At 43.6% G+C, this 19,585-nt stretch carries 19 protein-coding genes; 10 read left to right on the forward strand and 9 right to left on the reverse strand.

Annotated features, from left to right (window positions below; genetic code table 11):
* Positions 1 to 15: 15 nt before the first annotated feature.
* Positions 16 to 549, reverse strand: a complete 534-nt coding sequence (locus O3Q51_18105; GenBank protein ID MCZ4410735.1) for a hypothetical protein — start codon at positions 547 to 549, stop codon at positions 16 to 18.
* 47 nt (positions 550 to 596) lie between these two features.
* Complete coding sequence (locus tag O3Q51_18110) at positions 597 to 1,382, reverse strand: T9SS type A sorting domain-containing protein (protein ID MCZ4410736.1); 786 nt, start codon at positions 1,380 to 1,382, stop codon at positions 597 to 599.
* A 121-nt stretch (positions 1,383 to 1,503) separates the two neighbouring features.
* Between O3Q51_18110 and fabG the strand changes: the two genes are divergently transcribed.
* Complete coding sequence (fabG, locus tag O3Q51_18115; protein ID MCZ4410737.1) at positions 1,504 to 2,250, forward strand: 3-oxoacyl-[acyl-carrier-protein] reductase; 747 nt, start codon at positions 1,504 to 1,506, stop codon at positions 2,248 to 2,250.
* A complete protein-coding gene (locus O3Q51_18120; GenBank protein ID MCZ4410738.1) occupies positions 2,251 to 4,341 on the forward strand; it encodes a hypothetical protein in 2,091 nt (696 codons plus the stop codon).
* A 33-nt stretch (positions 4,342 to 4,374) separates the two neighbouring features.
* Here O3Q51_18120 and O3Q51_18125 read toward each other — a convergent pair whose 3' ends face one another.
* The 3 genes from O3Q51_18125 to dnaA all read right to left on the reverse strand — a co-directional run bounded on the left by O3Q51_18125 (position 4,375) and on the right by dnaA (position 8,614).
* Positions 4,375 to 6,639 carry a T9SS type A sorting domain-containing protein gene (locus tag O3Q51_18125; GenBank protein MCZ4410739.1) on the reverse strand — a complete coding sequence of 755 codons (2,265 nt, stop codon included), beginning with the start codon at positions 6,637 to 6,639 and terminating at the stop codon, positions 4,375 to 4,377.
* 5 nt (positions 6,640 to 6,644) lie between these two features.
* Entirely contained in the window at positions 6,645 to 7,076 is a 432-nt protein-coding gene (locus O3Q51_18130) for a hypothetical protein (GenBank protein ID MCZ4410740.1), read from the reverse strand.
* Between the two features lie 107 nt (positions 7,077 to 7,183).
* The gene (gene dnaA / locus O3Q51_18135) at positions 7,184 to 8,614 is read right to left on the reverse strand and encodes a chromosomal replication initiator protein DnaA (GenBank protein ID MCZ4410741.1); all 1,431 of its coding nucleotides are present in this window, start codon (positions 8,612 to 8,614) and stop codon (positions 7,184 to 7,186) included.
* Positions 8,615 to 9,000: 386 nt separating this feature from the next.
* On the opposite strand from dnaA, the gene O3Q51_18140 reads away from it, so the two are divergent.
* Positions 9,001 to 9,396 carry a thioesterase family protein gene (locus tag O3Q51_18140; GenBank protein ID MCZ4410742.1) on the forward strand — a complete coding sequence of 132 codons (396 nt, stop codon included), beginning with the start codon at positions 9,001 to 9,003 and terminating at the stop codon, positions 9,394 to 9,396.
* Here the strand turns inward: O3Q51_18140 and O3Q51_18145 are convergent.
* The 4 genes from O3Q51_18145 to ribD are packed head-to-tail and all read right to left on the reverse strand — an operon-like array spanning position 9,393 to position 12,850.
* Positions 9,393 to 10,331 carry a M20/M25/M40 family metallo-hydrolase gene (locus tag O3Q51_18145; protein MCZ4410743.1) on the reverse strand — a complete coding sequence of 313 codons (939 nt, stop codon included), beginning with the start codon at positions 10,329 to 10,331 and terminating at the stop codon, positions 9,393 to 9,395. The genes O3Q51_18140 and O3Q51_18145 overlap by 4 nt on opposite strands.
* Before the next feature lies 1 nt (position 10,332).
* Positions 10,333 to 10,941, reverse strand: a complete 609-nt coding sequence (locus tag O3Q51_18150) for a YigZ family protein (GenBank protein MCZ4410744.1) — start codon at positions 10,939 to 10,941, stop codon at positions 10,333 to 10,335.
* On the reverse strand, positions 10,938 to 11,813 hold the full coding sequence (locus tag O3Q51_18155) for an EamA/RhaT family transporter (GenBank protein ID MCZ4410745.1): 876 nt from the start codon (positions 11,811 to 11,813) through the stop codon (positions 10,938 to 10,940). Before O3Q51_18155 ends, O3Q51_18150 begins: the two co-directional genes overlap by 4 nt.
* Entirely contained in the window at positions 11,810 to 12,850 is a 1,041-nt protein-coding gene (gene ribD, locus O3Q51_18160) for a bifunctional diaminohydroxyphosphoribosylaminopyrimidine deaminase/5-amino-6-(5-phosphoribosylamino)uracil reductase RibD (protein ID MCZ4410746.1), read from the reverse strand. The genes O3Q51_18155 and ribD overlap by 4 nt, the downstream gene beginning before the upstream one ends.
* 115 nt (positions 12,851 to 12,965) lie before the next feature.
* On the opposite strand from ribD, the gene prmC reads away from it, so the two are divergent.
* The 7 genes from prmC to O3Q51_18195 all read left to right on the forward strand — a co-directional run.
* Positions 12,966 to 13,817, forward strand: a complete 852-nt coding sequence (gene prmC, locus O3Q51_18165) for a peptide chain release factor N(5)-glutamine methyltransferase (protein MCZ4410747.1) — start codon at positions 12,966 to 12,968, stop codon at positions 13,815 to 13,817.
* Complete coding sequence (locus tag O3Q51_18170; protein MCZ4410748.1) at positions 13,814 to 14,491, forward strand: hypothetical protein; 678 nt, start codon at positions 13,814 to 13,816, stop codon at positions 14,489 to 14,491. The genes prmC and O3Q51_18170 overlap by 4 nt, the downstream gene beginning before the upstream one ends.
* Positions 14,481 to 16,490, forward strand: coding sequence for an NAD-dependent DNA ligase LigA (gene ligA, locus O3Q51_18175; GenBank protein ID MCZ4410749.1), 2,010 nt, complete (start codon positions 14,481 to 14,483; stop codon positions 16,488 to 16,490). Before O3Q51_18170 ends, ligA begins: the two co-directional genes overlap by 11 nt.
* Position 16,491: 1 nt before the next feature.
* Positions 16,492 to 17,052, forward strand: a complete 561-nt coding sequence (locus O3Q51_18180) for a hypothetical protein (protein ID MCZ4410750.1) — start codon at positions 16,492 to 16,494, stop codon at positions 17,050 to 17,052.
* Positions 17,039 to 17,920 carry a 4-hydroxy-tetrahydrodipicolinate synthase gene (gene dapA, locus O3Q51_18185; protein MCZ4410751.1) on the forward strand — a complete coding sequence of 294 codons (882 nt, stop codon included), beginning with the start codon at positions 17,039 to 17,041 and terminating at the stop codon, positions 17,918 to 17,920. Before O3Q51_18180 ends, dapA begins: the two co-directional genes overlap by 14 nt.
* Positions 17,921 to 17,965: 45 nt before the next feature.
* Positions 17,966 to 18,430 (forward strand): SRPBCC family protein, encoded by a 465-nt coding sequence (locus tag O3Q51_18190; protein MCZ4410752.1) that lies wholly within the window; start codon positions 17,966 to 17,968, stop codon positions 18,428 to 18,430.
* 100 nt (positions 18,431 to 18,530) lie between these two features.
* Positions 18,531 to 19,585 (forward strand): hypothetical protein (locus O3Q51_18195; protein ID MCZ4410753.1); only part of this gene is annotated, 1,055 nt, incomplete at its 3' end.

A 19,585-nucleotide genomic window follows, 5' to 3' on the forward strand; every position in this document is an offset into this window, starting at 1 on the left:
TCGCTTTTTTTATTCCTATTCGAACGGTTTCGTTTTGGAACCTCCGATGTATTCATCCAGTTTCTCGAGCTCTCTTAAATATGGCTTCACTGCGGGCCAATCTTCTTTAAAGATGTCAATGTAGGCTTGTCTTTGCACAACTGATTCCATAATGGCATCTTTCATCTGCTGTTTCTGGTCCTCACTCAAGTGCTCATTCGCGTCAAACTCGGCAAACTGATTGTCTCGCTCGGCATTTTCCAGGTCCAATTCGGCTTGGGCCTCAATTGAATTGGCGACGCCTAAAATCCATTCTTCAGTGGCGTCAAATTCTTTGCCTGTCCATCCTTGAGATAGCAGCCACTCGTTCCTCTCTTTGTAATAAGCCAAAATCACGTCTTCGTATTGATCGGCATTGGCCTCGTACTCGAGCTGTAAGTCGTGAGCTTTAACTCTGGTCTCGATATAGTTTTTGACCTTTTCCTTGGTTAAAGGGATTCGTTGCGCAGAATCGTTTTCGCCGAAAGGCACAAATGCAAGGAATACAAGAAAGGCAAATGTCTTAAACATGTTCGTTGAGCTTTTGGCTCGAACTTACGAAAAGATCAGGTCTGGAATCACTTGATCACTAGTTTTCGCGATACACCCGCTTTCTTGACGGGTTGAACATCTAGAATGTAAAGGCCGGGAGCAAAATTATCAAGATCGAGTCTCATTTGCGTTGCGACCGAATTTGACTCAAAAACCGTTTGTCCCGCTATATTGATAATTCTAATAGTCGCATTTGGAGCTAGTCCATCTAAGATGATGTAATCGTTTGCAGGGTTAGGATATATTGCGAAGTCTCGATCATCTATTATATCTCCATCACTTAGAGGGCCCTCAAAACCCATAGCATCAACCGATATCCAAGCCGTTCCCGGGACTAAGTCGCCAACTTGAGCTTCTACTCGAATGACGGTGTGAGTGAGCACGGGTTCGTTCTGTTCCATTGGAATGGATACCAGAGTCCATTCCTCTATTGAAGTGCCACTATTCCAATCAAATGAATTGAAGAGAAAATCATTGTTGTAAAAAGAGATGGTCACACTCACCCCACCAAATTCGGTTCCTGCTTTTACATAAAAGTCCAAACTGGAGGGAATGTAGTCAATCGGTACGGTACATTCGGCAAAGCCATAACCGCCTAATCCATTGTCAACTGCATCAACACGCATGGCAAATTCACCTTCGTATGAATCCGTATCTTGGTAAACAGCGGGAATTAATTGTCCATTAGAAGTCGTCCAGCCTTCAGGGTCAAGTTGCCAATTACCTACGATCCATGATTCAAAGCCCGGATTTGGAATTTGGGCGAGTAATGAGCTTGATAGAAAAACAGAAAGAAGTAAAAGAAAGCGCATAGTTGAGATTTTAAGGTTTGATAGTAGAGTGCCAAAAAATACAAAAGGTTACAGATACCGCTCTCTTATGATGGCTCATCCCTCCAAGTTTCTAACTTTGTCGGCGTTCAAAATTGAAATTATGAAATTACTTGAAGGAAAAGTTGCTTTGATCACGGGTGCTTCACGAGGAATCGGGAAAGCCGTTGCCAAAACGTTCGTCGATCACGGAGCGAAGGTTTGTTTCAGCTATGCCAGCTCTGATGAGAAGGCGCGCGCCCTGGAAGCCGAACTGTCTGAAGCAGGAGGAACTGCAAAAGGCTTTAAGTCCAATGCTGCGGATTTTAATGCTGCGCAAGAATTGGTTGATGCTGTAGTAGCCGAATTTGGTACAATAGACGTTTTGGTTAACAACGCAGGAATCACCAGAGATACGCTGCTGATGAGAATGACGGAAGAGCAATGGGATGAGGTGATGCAAGTTAACTTGAAATCAGTGTTTAACCTGACCAAAGCTTCTTTGCGCACCTTTCTAAAGGCACGCAAAGGATCGATCATAAATATGAGTTCGGTAGTAGGGGTGATGGGTAATGCCGGTCAAGCCAACTATGCCGCATCAAAAGCTGGAATTCTAGGGTTTACAAAGTCTGTGGCTCTGGAGCTGGGGTCGAGAAGTATTCGCTGCAATGCCATTGCACCCGGATTTATCGAAACGGAAATGACAGGAGAACTCGACGAGAAAACCGTTCAAGGTTGGAGAGATGCTATTCCTTTAAAAAGAGGGGGGACGCCTGATGATGTTGCTAACTTAGCTTTGTTTTTAGCTAGTGATCTGAGTACTTATATCACCGGGCAGACGTTGAATGTAGATGGAGGAATGTTAACATAATTGGGAAACTTAACACTTGAATATCCAACTTGGGCGCTGCTATTGTGCCCCATAGCGGGCTTGCTCTTTGCAGGCCTTCTCTATTTTCGCAATCGGTCTATCGCCGAATTGTCGAAAGGAGCTTTGTGGACACTAAGTACCTTGAGATTTCTACTCGTTACCATCGCCACTTTTCTTTTGCTTGGTCCGCTGGTGCGGTATTTCGATATTAGCTTCGAGCCACCCGTGATAGCTATCGTTGCTGATAATTCATCTTCTCTCGTCATGGGAGAAGATTCTTCAGCTACAGCCCAAAGTGTAAAAGATATTTTCAGTCAGTTGTCTAATGACTTCAGTGCAGATTACGAAGTAGCCACATACACTTTTGGCTCACAGCTAAACGAAGGCAATGAGATCGACTTTTCTGAACCGGTGACGGATATTTCAGCAGTATTTTCTTCGCTTAATGACAGATATGCCAATCGAAATTTGGGCGCCGTAGTCCTTCTTTCAGATGGGATATACAATCGTGGAAGAAATCCGAGATACCTCAATAATGGATTGAATGCACCGATTTATGCGGTGGCATTTGGCGATACCACTGTAAAACGAGATGCGAGAATCGCTGAAACAGCGGCCAATCGCATTGCGTTTTTGGGAAATAGCTTCCCCATAGAAGCGGTAATTGAAGCGGATAAAATGCAGGGTTCCTCTGCTCGCTTCTCAATTTCTCATAAAGGGGAAGTCCTCTTTTCTGAAACGATCGATTATAATCGAGAGGTTTTCTCGACTACTATCAGAGCGGTATTGGAAGCGAAAGAGCCGGGACTACAGCGATACTCATTGAGTCTCCAATATCTTGGAGAAGAATCGACTGAGATCAACAATACGACCTCCGTTTTTATTGATGTTTTAGATGATCGTCAAGAGGTATTGGTCCTTGGTAACTCTCCACATCCTGATCTCAAAGCGTTAAGAGAAGCGATTGTTTCTAACGACAATTACAAGGTAGAAGTCGCTTTAGCTTCAGATTTTGAAGGTGACTTTACTGATTTCGATTTGGTGATTCTTCATCAACTGCCATCGGCTACTGCGGCCGGTAGGAGGATTGAAAAAACGCTGAGCGAAGGGACAGTGCCAATTTGGGTCATTGTGGGAAAACAGACCACTTTGAATAGTTTAACGAACTTCGGTTTAGGTGTTTCTTTGGTGGGTAGGTCCAATTCTACAAACGATGTCAAAGGGGAGGTCAATACCAATTTCTCGCTTTTCAAGCTAGATGACGGCGTGAATAATTTGGTTCAGGAAGCTCCGCCGCTTCAAGTGCCTTTTGGGCAATGGTCACAATCCAATTCTACCGAAACTCTACTTTATCAAAAGGTGGGGAGAATTCGAACAGATGATGCGCTTTTGGTGATCAACTCTTCAAACCAAGGGAAGTCTGCAACTCTACTAGGAGAAGGCCTCTGGCGCTGGCGCTTGACTGATTATGCCATTAATGAGAATCATGAAGTTTTTGATTCATTCGTCGGTAGCTTGGTACAATATCTTGCAGTAAAGGAGGATAAACGGCTCTTCAGAGCTTATGGTCCTGAATTGGCAATGGAAAATGAAGCCCTCGTGTTCAGGGCCGAATTGTACAACCCTTCTTACGAATCAATTAATGATGCTGATGTGGAATTATTGATCAAAAGCGAAGACGGTACAGAATTCCCTTATTTCTTTTCAAGAACACCCCAAGCATATCGACTGGACGTGGGAAGCTTGCCTGCAGGCAATTATACCTATGAAGCCTTCTTAAACAAGAATGGAGAACGTCTAAGCGATTCAGGTAGTTTCGGGGTAAAACCATTTGCTCTAGAAGGTGCGAGATTAAGAGCTGATCATCAAACCTTGAATTTGGTTTCTGTCAATTCGGGTGGAGCTATTTACTATCCCGGCGACGTGAGCAAACTTATTCAACGGCTCAATCAAGGTCAAGGAGAACTAAAGCCTGTAAGCTACACCAACGAGATATTCAGTTCCATTCTTAACTTTCGATGGATATTCTTCATTCTGCTGCTATTATTGTCTGCCGAATGGTTTATCAGAAAATACTTGGGTAGCTATTGATTCAAACCAATAGTGAAGGCTTTACCCCCTGGATTATTCCTCTTTCGCGACGACTACCTTTTCTCTTGAAGTAAATCCATTTGAACCAACCACCTCTACTACATAAAGTCCTGAAGGCAGGTTATTGATGTTGAAAAAGGTTTTAGGAGAATTCACTTTATTCTTTTCAGTAATCAATTTTCCACTAATGTCGAATAGGCTTATTCGATCGATCACCTCATTTCCTGCGTCAATTTTAAGAACATCGGTAGCCGGATTGGGGAAGAGGGTCAACTCACTATTCCCAGTATTTTGTGTATCCAGAGCTGCACATATTTGAGTGGTTTCTGATGAACCAAATTCCGCTCCTGAAGCTAATATAGTCCCAAATTGATCTACCACCGAATATGAACCTTGGCCAAATCCGCAACAGAGTCCATCGTTAGCAGAATCGAAAATAGTAAAGTCGTAACAGCCGTCTTCTAAGCACTGTATTTCATTCACGGGGTCGTCATCGTCAGTATATGGACCTCCTGAAGCAATGACATCATTAAATTCATTCGTTATAGTCCAAGTAGTTTCACCAGGATAATTGTCCAAGTTGATGATGACATTAATTTCTAAGGCTTGATCAAATGCTTCGAAAGTTCTGGAGGCTACGTTTCCCAACTCATCTGTGTCTTCATCGCCATTTAATGAGATAATTTCAACGGTGAAATTATTAACTCCATTCGATGGATTGAATGTACCAAGTGATACAAATGTATCTTCCTGAGGAGCAATATTTCCCGACCACTCAATAGTTTCAATGCTCCCATTCAAGTTTACTTCGAGAACAATTTCCTCAATGGTTTCTATACCGAGGTTTACCACATTGACACTTGAAGTAAAAGGAGAAAGCTCGCAGGAGGCTGCGGGAATCCCTGTAATAACTCCTAGGCTTGCATTTAAATCAGGTAGGTTGGTATTGCACGAATTCGGTACGATCAATGTCCCTGAGCCCGATTGGTCCAAATAAAACCGAATTGCATTGGAGGGGCTATTCCCAAACGTCCAAGAAACGCCCATTCTGCCGTAATAGTCAAAACTACCGTTGTTTACATCTCCATCGCAGGCTGCCAGACCACCGGCTAGTTGACCGATAAGGAGGCCGTTTTGATTAAAGAGGGGGGAGCCCGATGACCCGCCTTCTGTTACACCTTCTTCCCACTGATCGATGAACCAAGTTTGATTGACAAAAGAGCCGATGTTTTCATGGTACGGCGCATCTTCTTCAAAGCAAATCTTTTTTACATCTCCACTGGGGTGATGGATTCCATAAGCAGAACTCACCGATCCCTGAGAATCAGTAGCGTCCCACCCTGAGTAGCAAACGTTGTAGCTTGATGGAGGAGCATCGTTCAATTCCAAGAGCGCATAATCACTTTCATTGTTATTTGACAAAAGCGTACCCCCTGAAATACTTTGGTTGGTTGGACCATTGTTTCCGCTGCAGCCCGGTGTTTCATGATTGAAGTAGAATATCCAGTTTTGGGTAAAGCCTGTATTTCCGGGCAGGCAGTGATTGGCTGTTAAGAAAAACGGAGTGCCGTCTTGAAGGGTATTGTTTACCATGGCTCCTGAACAAACTCCATTATTGTTCACGACGATGACAGCTACAGACCGCTTTTGAAAATCAATATCAATTTCAGTCGGACAATTCACATTGATGTTGCAATCGTCTGAGTTTCCAAAGGCCCCTTTTTCTTCTCTTTCCACATTCACAAGGATATCGCGGTATCCATGAGTTACATTGTTGATGTGCAAGTATCCTTCTCCTTTTACGTTTGCCGGCTCGTAATACTCGATAATGGCCTTGTCAGAAAAGATTAACCCCACGCCTAAACTGTTGTTTTTGCTGGTATTTTCGTGGGTGAAACTTCCGAGAAGCTGAGTCTTATCCTCCGTGTAAATGAAAACCTGGCCGCCTTCAGGAACTATGTAAGAGTCAAAGACAAAATTCAGACTCGTTGCTTCTTTTGAGTTTAATGCCAAACGCCATATACCATCGCCATTCTCAAGCTCGGTCCAAATACCATTGTTGTGGATGTCAATATCTACTTCAATGTTTTTTCCAAATCGATATGGAGCACTCTTTAATTTGTCATTAATGGCATCTTCTTCTTGCAGGGTTTTCAAATCTACCTCCGGAAGTTGATAGTTTTCGTAACTCAATACGTCTTTTGAATTCCATCTGTACGGTTCTCCTCCGTGGCTAATTTGACCTAATGTGCTCACAGAGAGTGATATTAAAAGAAAGCTTAAGACTGCGTATTTCATGGGCTTTAATAATTGTAATCTAAAGTGGTGTCGGTATTGGTGAGAACAAGAATGATTCTATTGGTCCCATCATATTTTAACGGTGACAAATCGAACCAAAGTTTTTTATCCATTACCCCGCGGCATCGGTCGCCATTGCTGTTGTGTTTGAGTGTTATATCTACTTCGGGAGGATATGTGGCAGTAAAGTCTCCGCTCGTTTCAAGTTGAAACTCGTGGTCCTCGCATCCACCTGAATAAGATACATCCAGCACGATGAAATCCCCCATCTGGCTAGCGTCTTTGATGTTGACCGGGTCTAAACCAATTAAGGGATCTACAGAAGGATCAATAAAAATAACCTGACTGTTAGCAGGAGGAGTAGTCCTCATGGGGGTAGAGCTCACGCTGCAAGCTACAAGGGTCAAGATGAAGGAGTACGAGATTACTTTGAGCATTCGAGGCGGAAAGGTAGAATGATCATCTGAGAAATGCACGCTTAAACTTATTCTTGCTTTGGATTCTCAGGAAATAAAAAAACCCCGGCCTCAGCCGGGGTGGTTTATTATTGAATGCTTAGTTTTTTCTCCAAGTCTTCCAGGTATTTTCGGAACTGTTTATCCGTTTCCTGCAAGTTATTGACGGTTCGGCACGCGTGTAGCACAGTCGCGTGGTCTTTACCTCCACAGTGCATTCCGATATTGGCCAAACTGCTCTTGGTCATTTTCTTGGCAAAGTACATGGCGATTTGTCTCGCTTGAACGACTTCTCTCTTTCTGGTTTTGGACTTCAACAATTCGATTGGCAAATCGAAATAGTCGCAAACAACTTTTTGGATGTAGTCGATGCTGACTTCTCGTGCAGTATTCTTTACAAACTTGTCAATCATCTGTTTCGCCAACTCAAGCGTAATCGCCTTTTTATTGAGCGATGAATGAGCGATAAGAGAGATTAACGCACCTTCCAATTCACGGATGTTCGTGGTAATACTGTAGGCCAGGTATTCCACTACGTCTCTAGGAAGGTCAATTCCATCGGCGTACATTTTCTTTTCAAGAATGGCGATTCTTGTTTCAAGTCCTGGAATCTGAAGATCAGCTGAAAGTCCCCATTTGAAACGCGATAGGAGTCGTTGCTCCATACCCTGCATCTCAACCGGTGCTTTGTCGCTGGTCAGCACGATTTGTTTGCCTGTTTGGTGGAGGTGATTGAAGATATGGAAGAACATATCTTGTGTTTTCTCCTTTCCGGCAAAAAACTGAACGTCATCAATGATGAGTACATCAATCATTTGGTAAAAATGACTGAAGTCATTCACATTGTTGTTTTTCACTGCATCGATGAACTGATGAATGAATTTTTCAGATTCTACATAAAGAACTGTTTTCTCAGCAAATCTGTTTTTAATTTCAATACCAATGGCTTGAGCCAAATGGGTTTTACCCAATCCTACGCCACCATAAATGAGTAGGGGGTTAAATGCTGTTCCGCCCGGATTTTTTGCTACTGCATATCCTGCTGAACGAGCCAGTCTGTTGCAATCTCCTTCTACAAGGTTTTCAAAAGAATAGTTGGGTTTGAGATTTGAATCTACATTGATCTTTCTAAGTCCCGGAATGACAAACGGATTTTTAATCTGTTTGCTTCCGATGTCCATCGGTGCCGATACCGGATTGTTTTTGATCGCCCGTCTGTTGGTCGTCGGAACCTTAACTGTGTAAGGACTTGAACCATTGTAATTGTTCTCCATGATGATGCTGTATTCCAAGCGGCCATCATCGCCGAGTTCTTTGCGGATGATCTTCTTCAGAAGATGAATGTAGTGCTCTTCCAACCATTCGTAAAAAAACTGGGAAGGAACTTGGATAGTCAATACCTGTTTATCAAGCTTTACGGGCTTGATTGGTTCAAACCATGTTTTGTATCCTTGGAGGCTAACGTTGTCCTTGATTAAGTCAAGACAGTTTCCCCACACTTCCTCGTGTTTATTACTCATTAGTTAGTACGTCTAGAAAATGGTTTATAATGCGTTTTACAGGTGTGGCAAAATTCCCATGCGCATCTGCCAATAGTGAGGCAAATATTTAGAGAAAAAAGTGAAAAAAAAAGCGATTAAGGGGTTGTGGAATAAAAAAGTTTTACAGTTGGGTTTTTTTTTCACAGTGCTTGATTTTATTGAGTTTCGAAGCTTTTTTATACTACATTCCCGCCACATCCGAATGAGGTAAAAGGCTAAGCCACATCAAAGTGAGTACTCGTGGCAAGTCGAACTTCAAATTCCTCGGTAAGAGGGTACGTAGTTTCCCAATATAAAGCATATTTGTTTTAAACAAGAAGAAACTCGCGTTTATTAACAATCGACGTGAAAGAGCAAGTTGATTTATGACACATACTACCACTTTTAGAGTACGCTATTCTGAGACAGATCGCATGGGCTACATGTACTATGGAAATTACGCTGCCTGGTTTGAAGTCGGCAGGGTAGAACTGCTAAGATCTCTCGGGCTGACCTATAGAAAAATAGAAGACGATGGTGTGATCCTTCCCGTGCGTGATTTTACCGTCCGTTATTTTAAGCCGGTCAAATACGATGATGAGGTTTATTTAAATACCAATCTAACAGATCTTTCCGGTGCTAAAATCACTTTTGATTTTGTTTTGGCGAATGCCCAAGGCGAAAAGCTGTGCACCTCGACCATAGTTCTGGTCTTTTGTGATAAGGATTCAGGCAGACCTACTCGTGCACCACAACAACTAGTTGAAGCTTTTGGAGGTTAAAGGCTTTCCAGCAATGCTTTGTAGAGCTTTTGCATTTCAGCCATATCTTCCTTGTGCACCTTTTCACCCGGTTGGTGATAATTGTCTTCAGGTGGCCCGATGAAGCACCAGTCCCATGCATAAGAGCTGGACTGTAAGGAGTTGCCGTCACTTCCACCTGCCTTCTCAACTTCGAGCTGGTATTTTACTTGGTTTTCTCTTGCAATCTCTAGAATGCGATTGACAAAACTTCTGCGAGGAATGCCCCGATCCCGCATAGAAATGGCTACTCCCTTTTTATGCTTGATCGAATCTGAAAGTAAAGTCACATCAGAGATCAAAGCTTGCTGCACTCCGAAATTGTCTTGGAGAAACTTTCCCGCAAACTGTGCTCCGCCTCCTCCGTGCTCTTCGTAAGTGGTGAATACGAGCGCTCCATTGGTAATGGTTCTAGCCAGTTCCAGCGCATTCCAAACCCCCAGTCTGTTGTCTAGGTAAGCACTATTGACATAATTCTTGGTCTCTTTCCAATCGGGAGCATACGTTAAAGTAGTTCCCGGATCGATGGTTCTGGAGGCCTCGTATTTGAAAATCTCTTCTTTTACTTTTTTGACCTTCTTCTTTTCAATTTTGAGGGTGCACTCAATTTTGCCTTTGGAATCTTCTCCGACCATCAAAGTGCCATCTTTTGCTTTTGGGCCACCGATCTTATATAGCACATTCTTGTAAGCTACCGTGAACCCAACTGTGTCGGTATGTGCCAATACGGCTGTTCGCGGTTCTCCGAATACGGCGATAACCATATCTTGAAAACCTGCACCCGAGTATACTTTGGGAGCAACTTTAAAGTCTTTTGAATTCTTGGAGAAATAGTCGAGAATGAAATCTCTCATTTTCCCTTCATCACCCGCCGTTGAGGGGATGGCACATAGTTTTTTGAGGAGCTCGGTGTTCATGTTAGCTGATTCCTAAGTATTCGATGCGAATATCGCTAAAGGCTTGAAAAGATTGGGCGACTTCTTCCTTCTTTTCGGGAAGTAAAGCCACATCTATCGTACAACTGGTCTTAAAGTCTTGATTTGACTCTTCCCAATCATGGGTGCGAAGTGTCAGCATCACTTCACTCATACGCTCATAACCGAAGTGCAGGCGATAATTGGCCATAAGCTGTCGCTCGATGATAGTGCTGTCTTCAATCGCCAGCTCGGCGGCTGTGCGATAGGCGTCGATCAGTCCACCAACTCCAAGTTTCGTTCCTCCGAAATAGCGAACGACTGCAATCAATACATTCGTCAATTCGTACTTCTCGATTTGTCCCAAAATTGGTTTTCCCGCGGAGTTGGAAGGTTCTCCATCGTCGTTGGCACGATACCGATCCATATCCGCTCCCAAGCGCCAGGCATAAGCCACGTGTCGTGCTGAGTGGTGTTCTTGCTTTACTTCGTTCAGAGCCGCCTCAATGTCCGTTTCACTTTTTACGTGAAAGGCATATCCAAAGTGTTTACTTCCTTTCACTTTGTACATGCCTGTACCTCGGGTCGATATAGTTTGGTAGTTGAAATTCAAGGACTCAATAAGGTTAGCATGGCGATGGCGACCAAAGCCAGTAAGATTCCCCAAAGCTTTCTCGGGCTGAGTTTCTCTTTGAATAAAGAGATCCCGACTATCGCCGAGAGGGCAACTACTCCCATGTTATTAGCCGGGATGGCAGCTGATCGATCAATTAGTCCACTTCCTAAAATTCTTAACAAGAAGTATATAGAGCCATAGTTAACCAATCCGAGGATCAATCCAGCGACTATATTTTTAATTCGAAGGCGACTTCTTTTAACGATTCCGCGGTATATCAAGATAATTGTACCGATGGTAGCAGCGATTCCAAAGGGTACGGGAACAAAGTCGGTGTAGGCAATATCGGAGGTGAGGTAATTCTTTTCGGTTAGGGCCAAAAACAAATCGAGCAAACCACTTCCGACAAAAAGTACGATGGGAGTTAGTGCTGCCAGATTAAGGCTGGTTTTCTTTTTTCCCGAAAGGGTGGTTAGCAAAACGGCAATGATTCCTAGTATTATTCCGGTAAGCTTGGCCCAGTGCCAGGATTCATCTTCATCTGCAATGAGAAAAAAGAAAACGGGAATGACCATTGACATCTTAGTGGCAATACCTGTGACGGTGACTCCATGCCGCTGACTGGTGATGGCCATGATATAAAAAAGTGTGATGAAGAGAACACCTACTATTACAGCATTGATCAGCCAAGGTTCTGCGAGTGTATAGTTTCCCCCGCCACTCGAATAGGTGTACCAAAATCCAAAACCCGAAGCGACGAAGTAATTGACAACGATGGCTTGAAAGGTGTCAATCTTGTATTTGCCGAAAAGGCTAAAAATGGCATAAATAGCCGTGGAGCAAATAATACTTAGGAGGAGGTAAATCATTTGTTGCGGTACAAAAAGACGTTATCCCTGCCGTACGAATACAACTCAGAATGTTCAAAAGGAATCTTGGGTGCTTCCAGTCCGCCATTGAGCGTTCGTGTAGACTGGATAATTCTCGCTTCGTCCCACATTCTGGTCAATAAAAAGTGTTGCAGGGTGTATGCGCCTCCTTCGATAATTACACTATTGATGTTTCTTTCGTAAAGTGCAGTCAGAGCAGACTCAGCCAGATCGTCACTTTCGGGAGCGGCGAAATCAATGAATTCTCTCTCTATGTTGCCTCTTTCTTCTCCAATGATTAAGGTTGGCTTACCATCGATTAAAACCCTGCGATTGGGGTTGAGTTCTTTATCTCCGACCAATACCACGCGCAGGGGGTCAGTTCCGTAGTAGTCCCGAGTATCTAGTGAGGGGTCGTCAATTTCCAAAGTCCTTTTACCAATGAGAATAGCTCCTTCTTCTGCGCGCCATTTATGGACCAACTTCTTTGTTTCAGGAGATGAAATCCAAAAGATTCCTTTTTTATCAGCGGCACGAGCACTATCCATATAGCCATCGGCAGACATGGCCCATTTTAAGATCACATAAGGTCTTTTCTTTTCGTGAAAAGTTCTGAACCTTCGGTTGAGCTCCTTGGCCTCTCGTTCCAAAACTCCCGTCGTAACTTCTATTCCTGCTTCTCGCAATTTTTCAATTCCTTGACCAGCTACTTTTGGATTTGGGTCTGACTGAGCAATGACTACCCTTGGAATAGCCGATTTGATGATAAGATCAGCACAAGGTGGAGTTTTGCCTTGGTGAGAGCATGGCTCAAGGCTCACATATATGGTGGTTTCTTTGAGGTCATCCGCGCTTTTGACCGAGCGAATCGCGTTGACTTCGGCATGAGCTTCTCCGTAAGATTGATGAAATCCCTCTCCGATAATCCTATCGTTCTTGACGATTACACTTCCAACCATCGGATTTGGTGCAACCCGTCCAAGACCGTTTTTAGCCAAGTCGAGGCAACGTCGCATGTAATGTTCGTGGCTCTTCACGTGGCAAAGAAAACAAGCTTGTCTGATAATTTCGGCTGATGGTTGAAAAAATACGTGAGAAGTGCTTTACATGACCTTTTAACTCATCTACCTTGGCAAGCTGATAATATTAGTCATGCCAACTATTGCAGCTCTAAAGTTGAGGTTCAGAGAGGAACTTGTCGGTGCTTATCCTGGCTTGGAAATAGACCATTTCTTTGCCATGGCAGCGTATGAGGTTCTTGGGTACTCCCGGGCTCAGCTTCAAATCAATCAGAATGAAACCGTCGAAGACTACAAAGTCGAAAAGATGGTTTCCATTTTAAAAGGACTTCAGCGAAATGAGCCGATTCAATACCTTCTGGGATTCTGTGATTTTTATGGACTGAAGTTTAAAGTAAATTCGCATGTGCTTATCCCCAGGCCTGAAACAGAAGAGTTGGTTCGATGGGTCTTGGATGAATCGGGAGACTCAATTCAAAACATACTAGACCTTGGTACGGGTTCGGGTTGTATAGCCATCAGTCTTAAAAAGGCCATGCCTCATGCTCAGGTATTCGGTGTGGACAAGAGTGTTGAAGCGCTGAATTTGGCTCAACAAAATGCTAGAATCAATGATGTTAGTATGGAGTTTTTTGGCTTTGATATTCTCAAGCAAGAGAGTATGGGGTTTATGAACTTCGATATTATGGTTAGCAATCCACCATACGTTACTTATGAGGACAAGGAAAGGATGGAGAAGAATGTACTGGATTTTGAGCCCCACATCGCGCTCTTCGCTCCGGAAGATGATCCATTGATTTTCTATCGAAATATTGTAGACTTGGCTGAGGGGCATCTCAAGAAAGGAGGAAAAATATTCTTTGAGATCAACGAAAGTTTTGGCCCCGAGATCCGTTCTTTGTTGATGGATCGCGGATTCACTTCCGTAGAAATCCGAAAAGACTTGAATGGCCGCTTTCGAATGGCCAAAGGAATCAAAACTTGAAAAAACTAGTATTCGTCCTTTTCCTATTCACCTGCTTCTCTTCGGTGGCGCAGTTTGATCAATCCGATGAGGTTTGGCTCATTGGCGGAGAACGCGAATTGCTTCCTTATCAAAACAAACTCAAGCCTGATTTTAGTTTCGATGCCAGAAGAACACTCTTTAAGAATCGATGGGTTCTAGTGGGCGGCTTGAAGTTTGGTGTGGAATACAAAAGAATTCACCGACTCGGAATTGGGGTCTATTTCTTGAACACCCGAATATTTGATGATGAAGTGGAGTTCATTCTCGAAGCAAATAAGATCGAGTACGACTTTGGTTATTCCACCCTATACTATGATCGTGTGCTCTACTTTAATAAGAAGTGGGAGGTAGGCGGCACACTTCATTTAGGCGGAGGGAAGGTCAAGACTTATTATCAAAATGAGCTTAATCCCAATGAGCGAAATACGGGCCCCGAGCTCAACTTTAGTGTAGCGGAGTTTGTCGCCTACGGTGAATACAATGTGCTCTATTGGCTGGGGCTGTCAGCAGGTCTTGGTTATCGCCAAGTATTTGGTTTGGAATATGACTTGGGAAGCGACTTTAGTAGTGCTATTTTTGTCATCAACTTACGCCTGAATTTGATTAAACTCGCAAGAAGTTATTTCGACGAGTCCGTTAAAGATGAATTCTGATCAAGCCCGCAAGCGAATTGAGGAGCTCAGCCAAGAGCTTCACCTGCACAACCATAGGTACTATGTGCTCAATTCCCCCACCATCTCGGATTATGACTTTGATATGATGCTGAAAGAGCTTCAGCAACTGGAAGAGTCATTTCCTGAACATGCTGACCCCAACTCGCCTACAAAAAGGGTAGGAGGAGATATCACAGACAAGTTTCAAAAGGTGAAGCATAAGTACCCGATGCTTTCGCTTAGCAATACGTACAATTTTGATGAGATCAGAGATTGGGAAAAACGAATTAAAAAAAATACCGACGACGAAATTGAGTACGTCTGCGAATTGAAATACGATGGTGTCGCTATCGGCATCACTTACGCGGATGGTGTGCTTTCAAGAGCAGTAACGCGTGGTGACGGTCAAACGGGAGAAGATGTAACCACCAATGTCCGAACCATTTCCACCATTCCATTGCAAGTGAGAGGCGATGTTTATCCCGATGAGTTCGAAATAAGAGGCGAGATATTTATTCCTCTTCAAGTCTTTGCCGATTTGAATGCCGAGCGAGTTGAAGCAGGTGAAGAGGCATACATGAATCCTCGAAATACAGCTTCGGGAACGCTTAAACTTCAAGACTCAGCAGTTGTGGCTTCGCGAAATCTCGATTGCTTTCTCTACGCGGTTTATGGCGAAAGCCTTCCTGCAGAAAGTCATATGGAGAACTTGAACTTGGCAGCCAAGCTCGGTTTTAAAGTTCCGGAAGAAAGCAAGAACCGTATTGCACTATGCAAGACCATTGAAGATATTGAGAGCTTCATCAACTACTGGGATAAGGAAAGATCAAATCTTCCTTTTGAAATTGATGGAGTCGTTATCAAAGTGAATTCCTATTCAGCACAAGAAGAATTGGGCTTTACAGCCAAATCTCCGAGATGGGCCGTGGCTTATAAGTTTAAGGCCGAACGCGTTTCTACAAAGCTTGAAAAAATAACCTACCAAGTTGGTAGAACGGGCGCTATAACTCCTGTGGCGAATCTTGAGCCCGTTTTGATCGCAGGAACAACCGTAAAACGAGCCTCATTGCACAATGCTGATCAGATAGAAAAACTCGACGTGCGAGAAGGGGATACCGTTTTCGTCGAAAAAGGCGGTGAGATTATTCCCAAGATCATTGCCGTTGATTTCTCCAAAAGACCCTCGGATTTGGTGAAGCATGAATACCTTACTCATTGTCCCGAATGCCATACTGAGCTTGTGAGAAGTGAAGGCGAGGCCCAACACTATTGTCCGAATTCTGATGGATGCCCTCCGCAAATCAAAGGAAGGATTGAGCATTTTATTTCCCGGAAGGCCATGAATATTGATGGAATTGGTACGGAGACTGTAGGTGAACTATTCGACGTAGGCTTGATTGAAAATTTTGCCGACCTCTACGACCTTACAAAAGACGAAGTGATCAAGTTGGACCGAATGGCCGAAAAGTCTGCCGAAAATCTCGTGAACGGAGTTGAGGCTTCTAAGGCCATTCCTTTTGAAAGAGTGCTCTTCGCGCTGGGAATCCGATTCGTTGGAGAAACCGTCGCAAAGACCTTGGCTCGCAAATTTAAGTCCATTGATGCGATCGTAGAGGCTGATAGAGATGCTCTGATTGCTGTCGATGAAATCGGCGATAGAATTGCAGATTCCGTAGTGGACTTTTTTGCCGATGATGCGAATTTAGGTCTGGTCAATCGATTAAAGGAAAAAGGCCTTCAATTTCAAATAGAGGAAGTTGAAAATGACTCAGATAATCTCGCCGAAAAGTCTTTTGTAGTTTCAGGTATATTTGAAATAGATCGAAAAGAGCTTAAGGCTCTTATCGAGAGAAATGGAGGAAAAATTCTAAGTGGAGTTTCCGCGAAAACGGATTATCTGGTGGCTGGTGAAAACATGGGTCCATCAAAAAGAACAAAGGCCGAGAAGCTCGAAGTTCCAATAATATCAGAAGCTGACTTAATGAAAATGATCAATTAAGGTGAAGTGGTTTGACGACATAAAAAAAGCTTGGGGCCGCAGAAAGCTTCTCTCAAAGATCAACAAGAGCCGAGAAACAGCTGTGTCCAATTTTCACAATGCCCATAGCGTAGCTATACTTTACGAAGAGAAAGGAGAGAGCTATTATATTTTGGTAAAGCAATACGTAAAATACCTTAAATCGGAATTTGGTGTGCGGGATGTTTTGGCACTTTGCTACATAGACGATAAAAAGGAAGTACCACACTACCACACGCACCGTTTGAAGTTTGATTATTTTCTGAAAAGTGAGCTCAATTGGTGGTATGAGCCCAGTTGCGACCAAGTGAAAAATTTCGTGGCTAATCCTTACGATATCCTCATTAATCTCGAGCGGACGCCCTCCTTACCTTTGGAATTTATCCAAGCTGAGAGCAATGCCAGATTAAAGGTTGGGTACTACAATCCGGATCGAGAAGATCATTTCGACCTCATGCTCGATTTGCCCGAGAAAGCCACTTTTGATGAATTTGTCAAGCAAGTCAATCACTACTTAACCCGAATTAACTATGAAAGAGCTTAATGGTGTTGGCGTAGCGCTGGTTACACCTTTTCAGGAAAAGGGGATGATCGATTTTGCGGGTCTTGAAAAGCTGGTGCGTCATGTAAGCACGGGAGTCCACTACTTGGTGGTAATGGGCACTACGGGTGAATCTCCAACACTCTCGGTCGATGAGCAAATGACCGTACTTGATTTCATTCTCGAAATCAATGCCGCTAAACTGCCTGTCGTTTTTGGAATTGGCGGAAACGATACCAAAGCCGTGGGTGAGCGCATGAAAAACTTCACCACGAAAGGGGTTTCTGCTTTCTTGACTGCAAGTCCTTCTTACAATAAGCCCACCCAAGAAGGAATTTTCAGACACTACAAATACTTAAGCGAAGTTTCACCATTACCTATTGTACTGTACAACGTTCCAGGACGGACAGCCAGCAATGTGCTTCCTTCAACTGTTATTCGCATTGCGGAAGAAACAGACAAGATCATTGGAATCAAGGAAGCTGCAGGGAGTATCGATCAAGTCAAAGAATTGGCGGTGGGACTTCCAAAGGATTTTATCCTTTTATCAGGTGATGATCCATTACTCGTTGAGCATATGGTCGCAGGTGGTCATGGAATTATTTCGGTGGTTGCCAATGCATATCCAAATAGGTTCCGAGCAATTTACGAGGCCTGCGCTCAAGGCCATTTCAGTGAGGCAAGAGAACTCCACGCGAAAATGATGCCCTTGATCGATGATCTTTTTACCGAGGGAAACCCAGGTGGCATCAAGGAAACCCTTCAGTATTTGAGTATCTGTGAAAACCATATGCGGCTTCCATTGTGTCCTGTTTCTGCAGGTCATAGCCAAAAGCTCTACCGAGAAATTGCCGAGTTGGGAGAGAAATAAACAATAGGGTTGTTTTTGATCTTTAGTAGGCATAAATCGAATGTTATGTCCCTGTATCGCCTACAAGATGAAATTCTTATAAACGCTCCTTTGGATGAGGTTTGGGATTTCTTTACTGATCCCAGAAATCTCAAGAAGATCACCCCTGAAAAAATGGCTTTCCAAAACGTTTATGAGCCGGATGCAGAAAAGGTCTATCCGGGAATGCTCTTGGTTTATAAGGTATCGCCCTTATTGGGAATTCCGTTGACATGGATTACTGAGATAACCCATGTCGAACCGAAAAAGCGATTCGTAGATGATCAACTCAAGGGGCCATTTGGAATGTGGCACCACATCCACGAGTTTGAAGAAGCTAAAGGAGGGACATTAGCGAGAGACATTCTTTATTACAGCATGCCTTTTGGTTTTTTAGGCACAATGGCACACTCTTTTACAGTTGCCAAGCAGACAAAGGAGATCTTCAAGTTTAGGAAAGCAGCATTGGAGAAATTATTTCCCAGTCATTAAGTTGACAATGGAATGTTCTCTTAGTATCTTGTCCCGTCAGAATCGAGTAAATTTTTGCTCGATTTTTTGTTTAACCTTTTATTTAACTAAATCATTTAAGATGAAGAGAATTTTTCTTTTTTGTGCAGCAATTGCGTTTTCCGCAACCTCTGCATTTTCGCAATGTGAAGCAGGAGTTGCTGATTTCTCGGCTACGGATGCAACGGTGTGTCCTGCCGTTAGCACAGAACTAACAGTAACGGGCATTGTTGTTCCCCCAGGCGGTGGTTTGGGAGTTGAGTTCATTCCCGTACCTGGGTCAGGTGCAGGAGGAACGGGTGCTTCAGTAGTTATAACTGGCTACGAGGTTGCAGATTTTGCTCCTTACATTATCGATAATGACATTCAAGGTGTTTTGTCTTTTAACGGACTTCCAGCCTTAGTTGGTGAGTGGGAATTAAAGCCATATGCTTTTGCCGATGCGGCAGACGTTTTTACGAAGTGTGACTCAACTGCCTCAGTTGTTGTTGATTTCCTTGGAATAGGAGCCCCAGGTTGTGGTGGTACTTCCGTAACGGATTGCGAAGCAGGTACGCTCGATCTTGCCGCTATCCCTACCGAGGTTTGTCCTTTAATTCCTTTCGATTACAGCGTTACCGGGGTTACTATTCCTAATAGTCCTGTAGCGGGAGCATTCAGAATTGACTTTGATCCTGTTCCCGGTTCAGGTGCCGGAGGTCCATTCGCTGGTGCGTTTGTTTTGACTTTCGGAGTTCCGGCTGGATCTGTAGATGAAGACATTCTTGTTGGTATTGATAATATATTGACTACTGCGGGAGGAGCTCCTGCTCTAACCGGTCAGTGGACTTTGACTGGTAGAATAATTACCGGAGCTACATCTTGTGATTCACTTCCACCCGTTACTGTTGATTTTCTATTGGAAGGAAACCCTGGTTGCATACCTGTTACTACATGTGAAGCGGGTGTTGTAGATCAGGCTGGAATCGACAATGATCTTTGTCCTGATGAAACCACTGACTACAACCTTACAGGTTTTACCATTCCAAATACACCTGTACCAGGTGAGTACATTTTAGAGTTTGACCCCGTTCCCGGATCAGGTTCAGGTGGTCCATTCGGAGCAGAGCCAGACCCTGCTTTCTTCTTGACATTGAC

The sequence above is a fragment of the Cryomorphaceae bacterium 1068 genome (genome assembly GCA_027214385.1).
Classification (GTDB): domain Bacteria; phylum Bacteroidota; class Bacteroidia; order Flavobacteriales_D; family Cryomorphaceae; genus JAKVAV01.

Bases quoted from the DNA above. Each gene is read 5' to 3' on its own strand.
- O3Q51_18105 (MCZ4410735.1), bottom strand. From the start codon at position 549: ATGTTTAAGACATTTGCCTTTCTTGTATTCCTTGCATTTGTGCCTTTC.
- O3Q51_18110 (MCZ4410736.1), bottom strand. From the start codon at position 1,382: ATGCGCTTTCTTTTACTTCTTTCTGTTTTTCTATCAAGCTCATTACTC.
- fabG (MCZ4410737.1), top strand. From the start codon at position 1,504: ATGAAATTACTTGAAGGAAAAGTTGCTTTGATCACGGGTGCTTCACGA.
- O3Q51_18125 (MCZ4410739.1), bottom strand. From the start codon at position 6,639: ATGAAATACGCAGTCTTAAGCTTTCTTTTAATATCACTCTCTGTGAGC.
- O3Q51_18130 (MCZ4410740.1), bottom strand. From the start codon at position 7,076: ATGCTCAAAGTAATCTCGTACTCCTTCATCTTGACCCTTGTAGCTTGC.
- dnaA (MCZ4410741.1), bottom strand. From the start codon at position 8,614: ATGAGTAATAAACACGAGGAAGTGTGGGGAAACTGTCTTGACTTAATC.
- O3Q51_18140 (MCZ4410742.1), top strand. From the start codon at position 9,001: ATGACACATACTACCACTTTTAGAGTACGCTATTCTGAGACAGATCGC.
- O3Q51_18145 (MCZ4410743.1), bottom strand. From the start codon at position 10,331: ATGAACACCGAGCTCCTCAAAAAACTATGTGCCATCCCCTCAACGGCG.
- O3Q51_18155 (MCZ4410745.1), bottom strand. From the start codon at position 11,813: ATGATTTACCTCCTCCTAAGTATTATTTGCTCCACGGCTATTTATGCC.
- prmC (MCZ4410747.1), top strand. From the start codon at position 12,966: ATGCCAACTATTGCAGCTCTAAAGTTGAGGTTCAGAGAGGAACTTGTC.
- ligA (MCZ4410749.1), top strand. From the start codon at position 14,481: ATGAATTCTGATCAAGCCCGCAAGCGAATTGAGGAGCTCAGCCAAGAG.
- dapA (MCZ4410751.1), top strand. From the start codon at position 17,039: ATGAAAGAGCTTAATGGTGTTGGCGTAGCGCTGGTTACACCTTTTCAG.
- O3Q51_18190 (MCZ4410752.1), top strand. From the start codon at position 17,966: ATGTCCCTGTATCGCCTACAAGATGAAATTCTTATAAACGCTCCTTTG.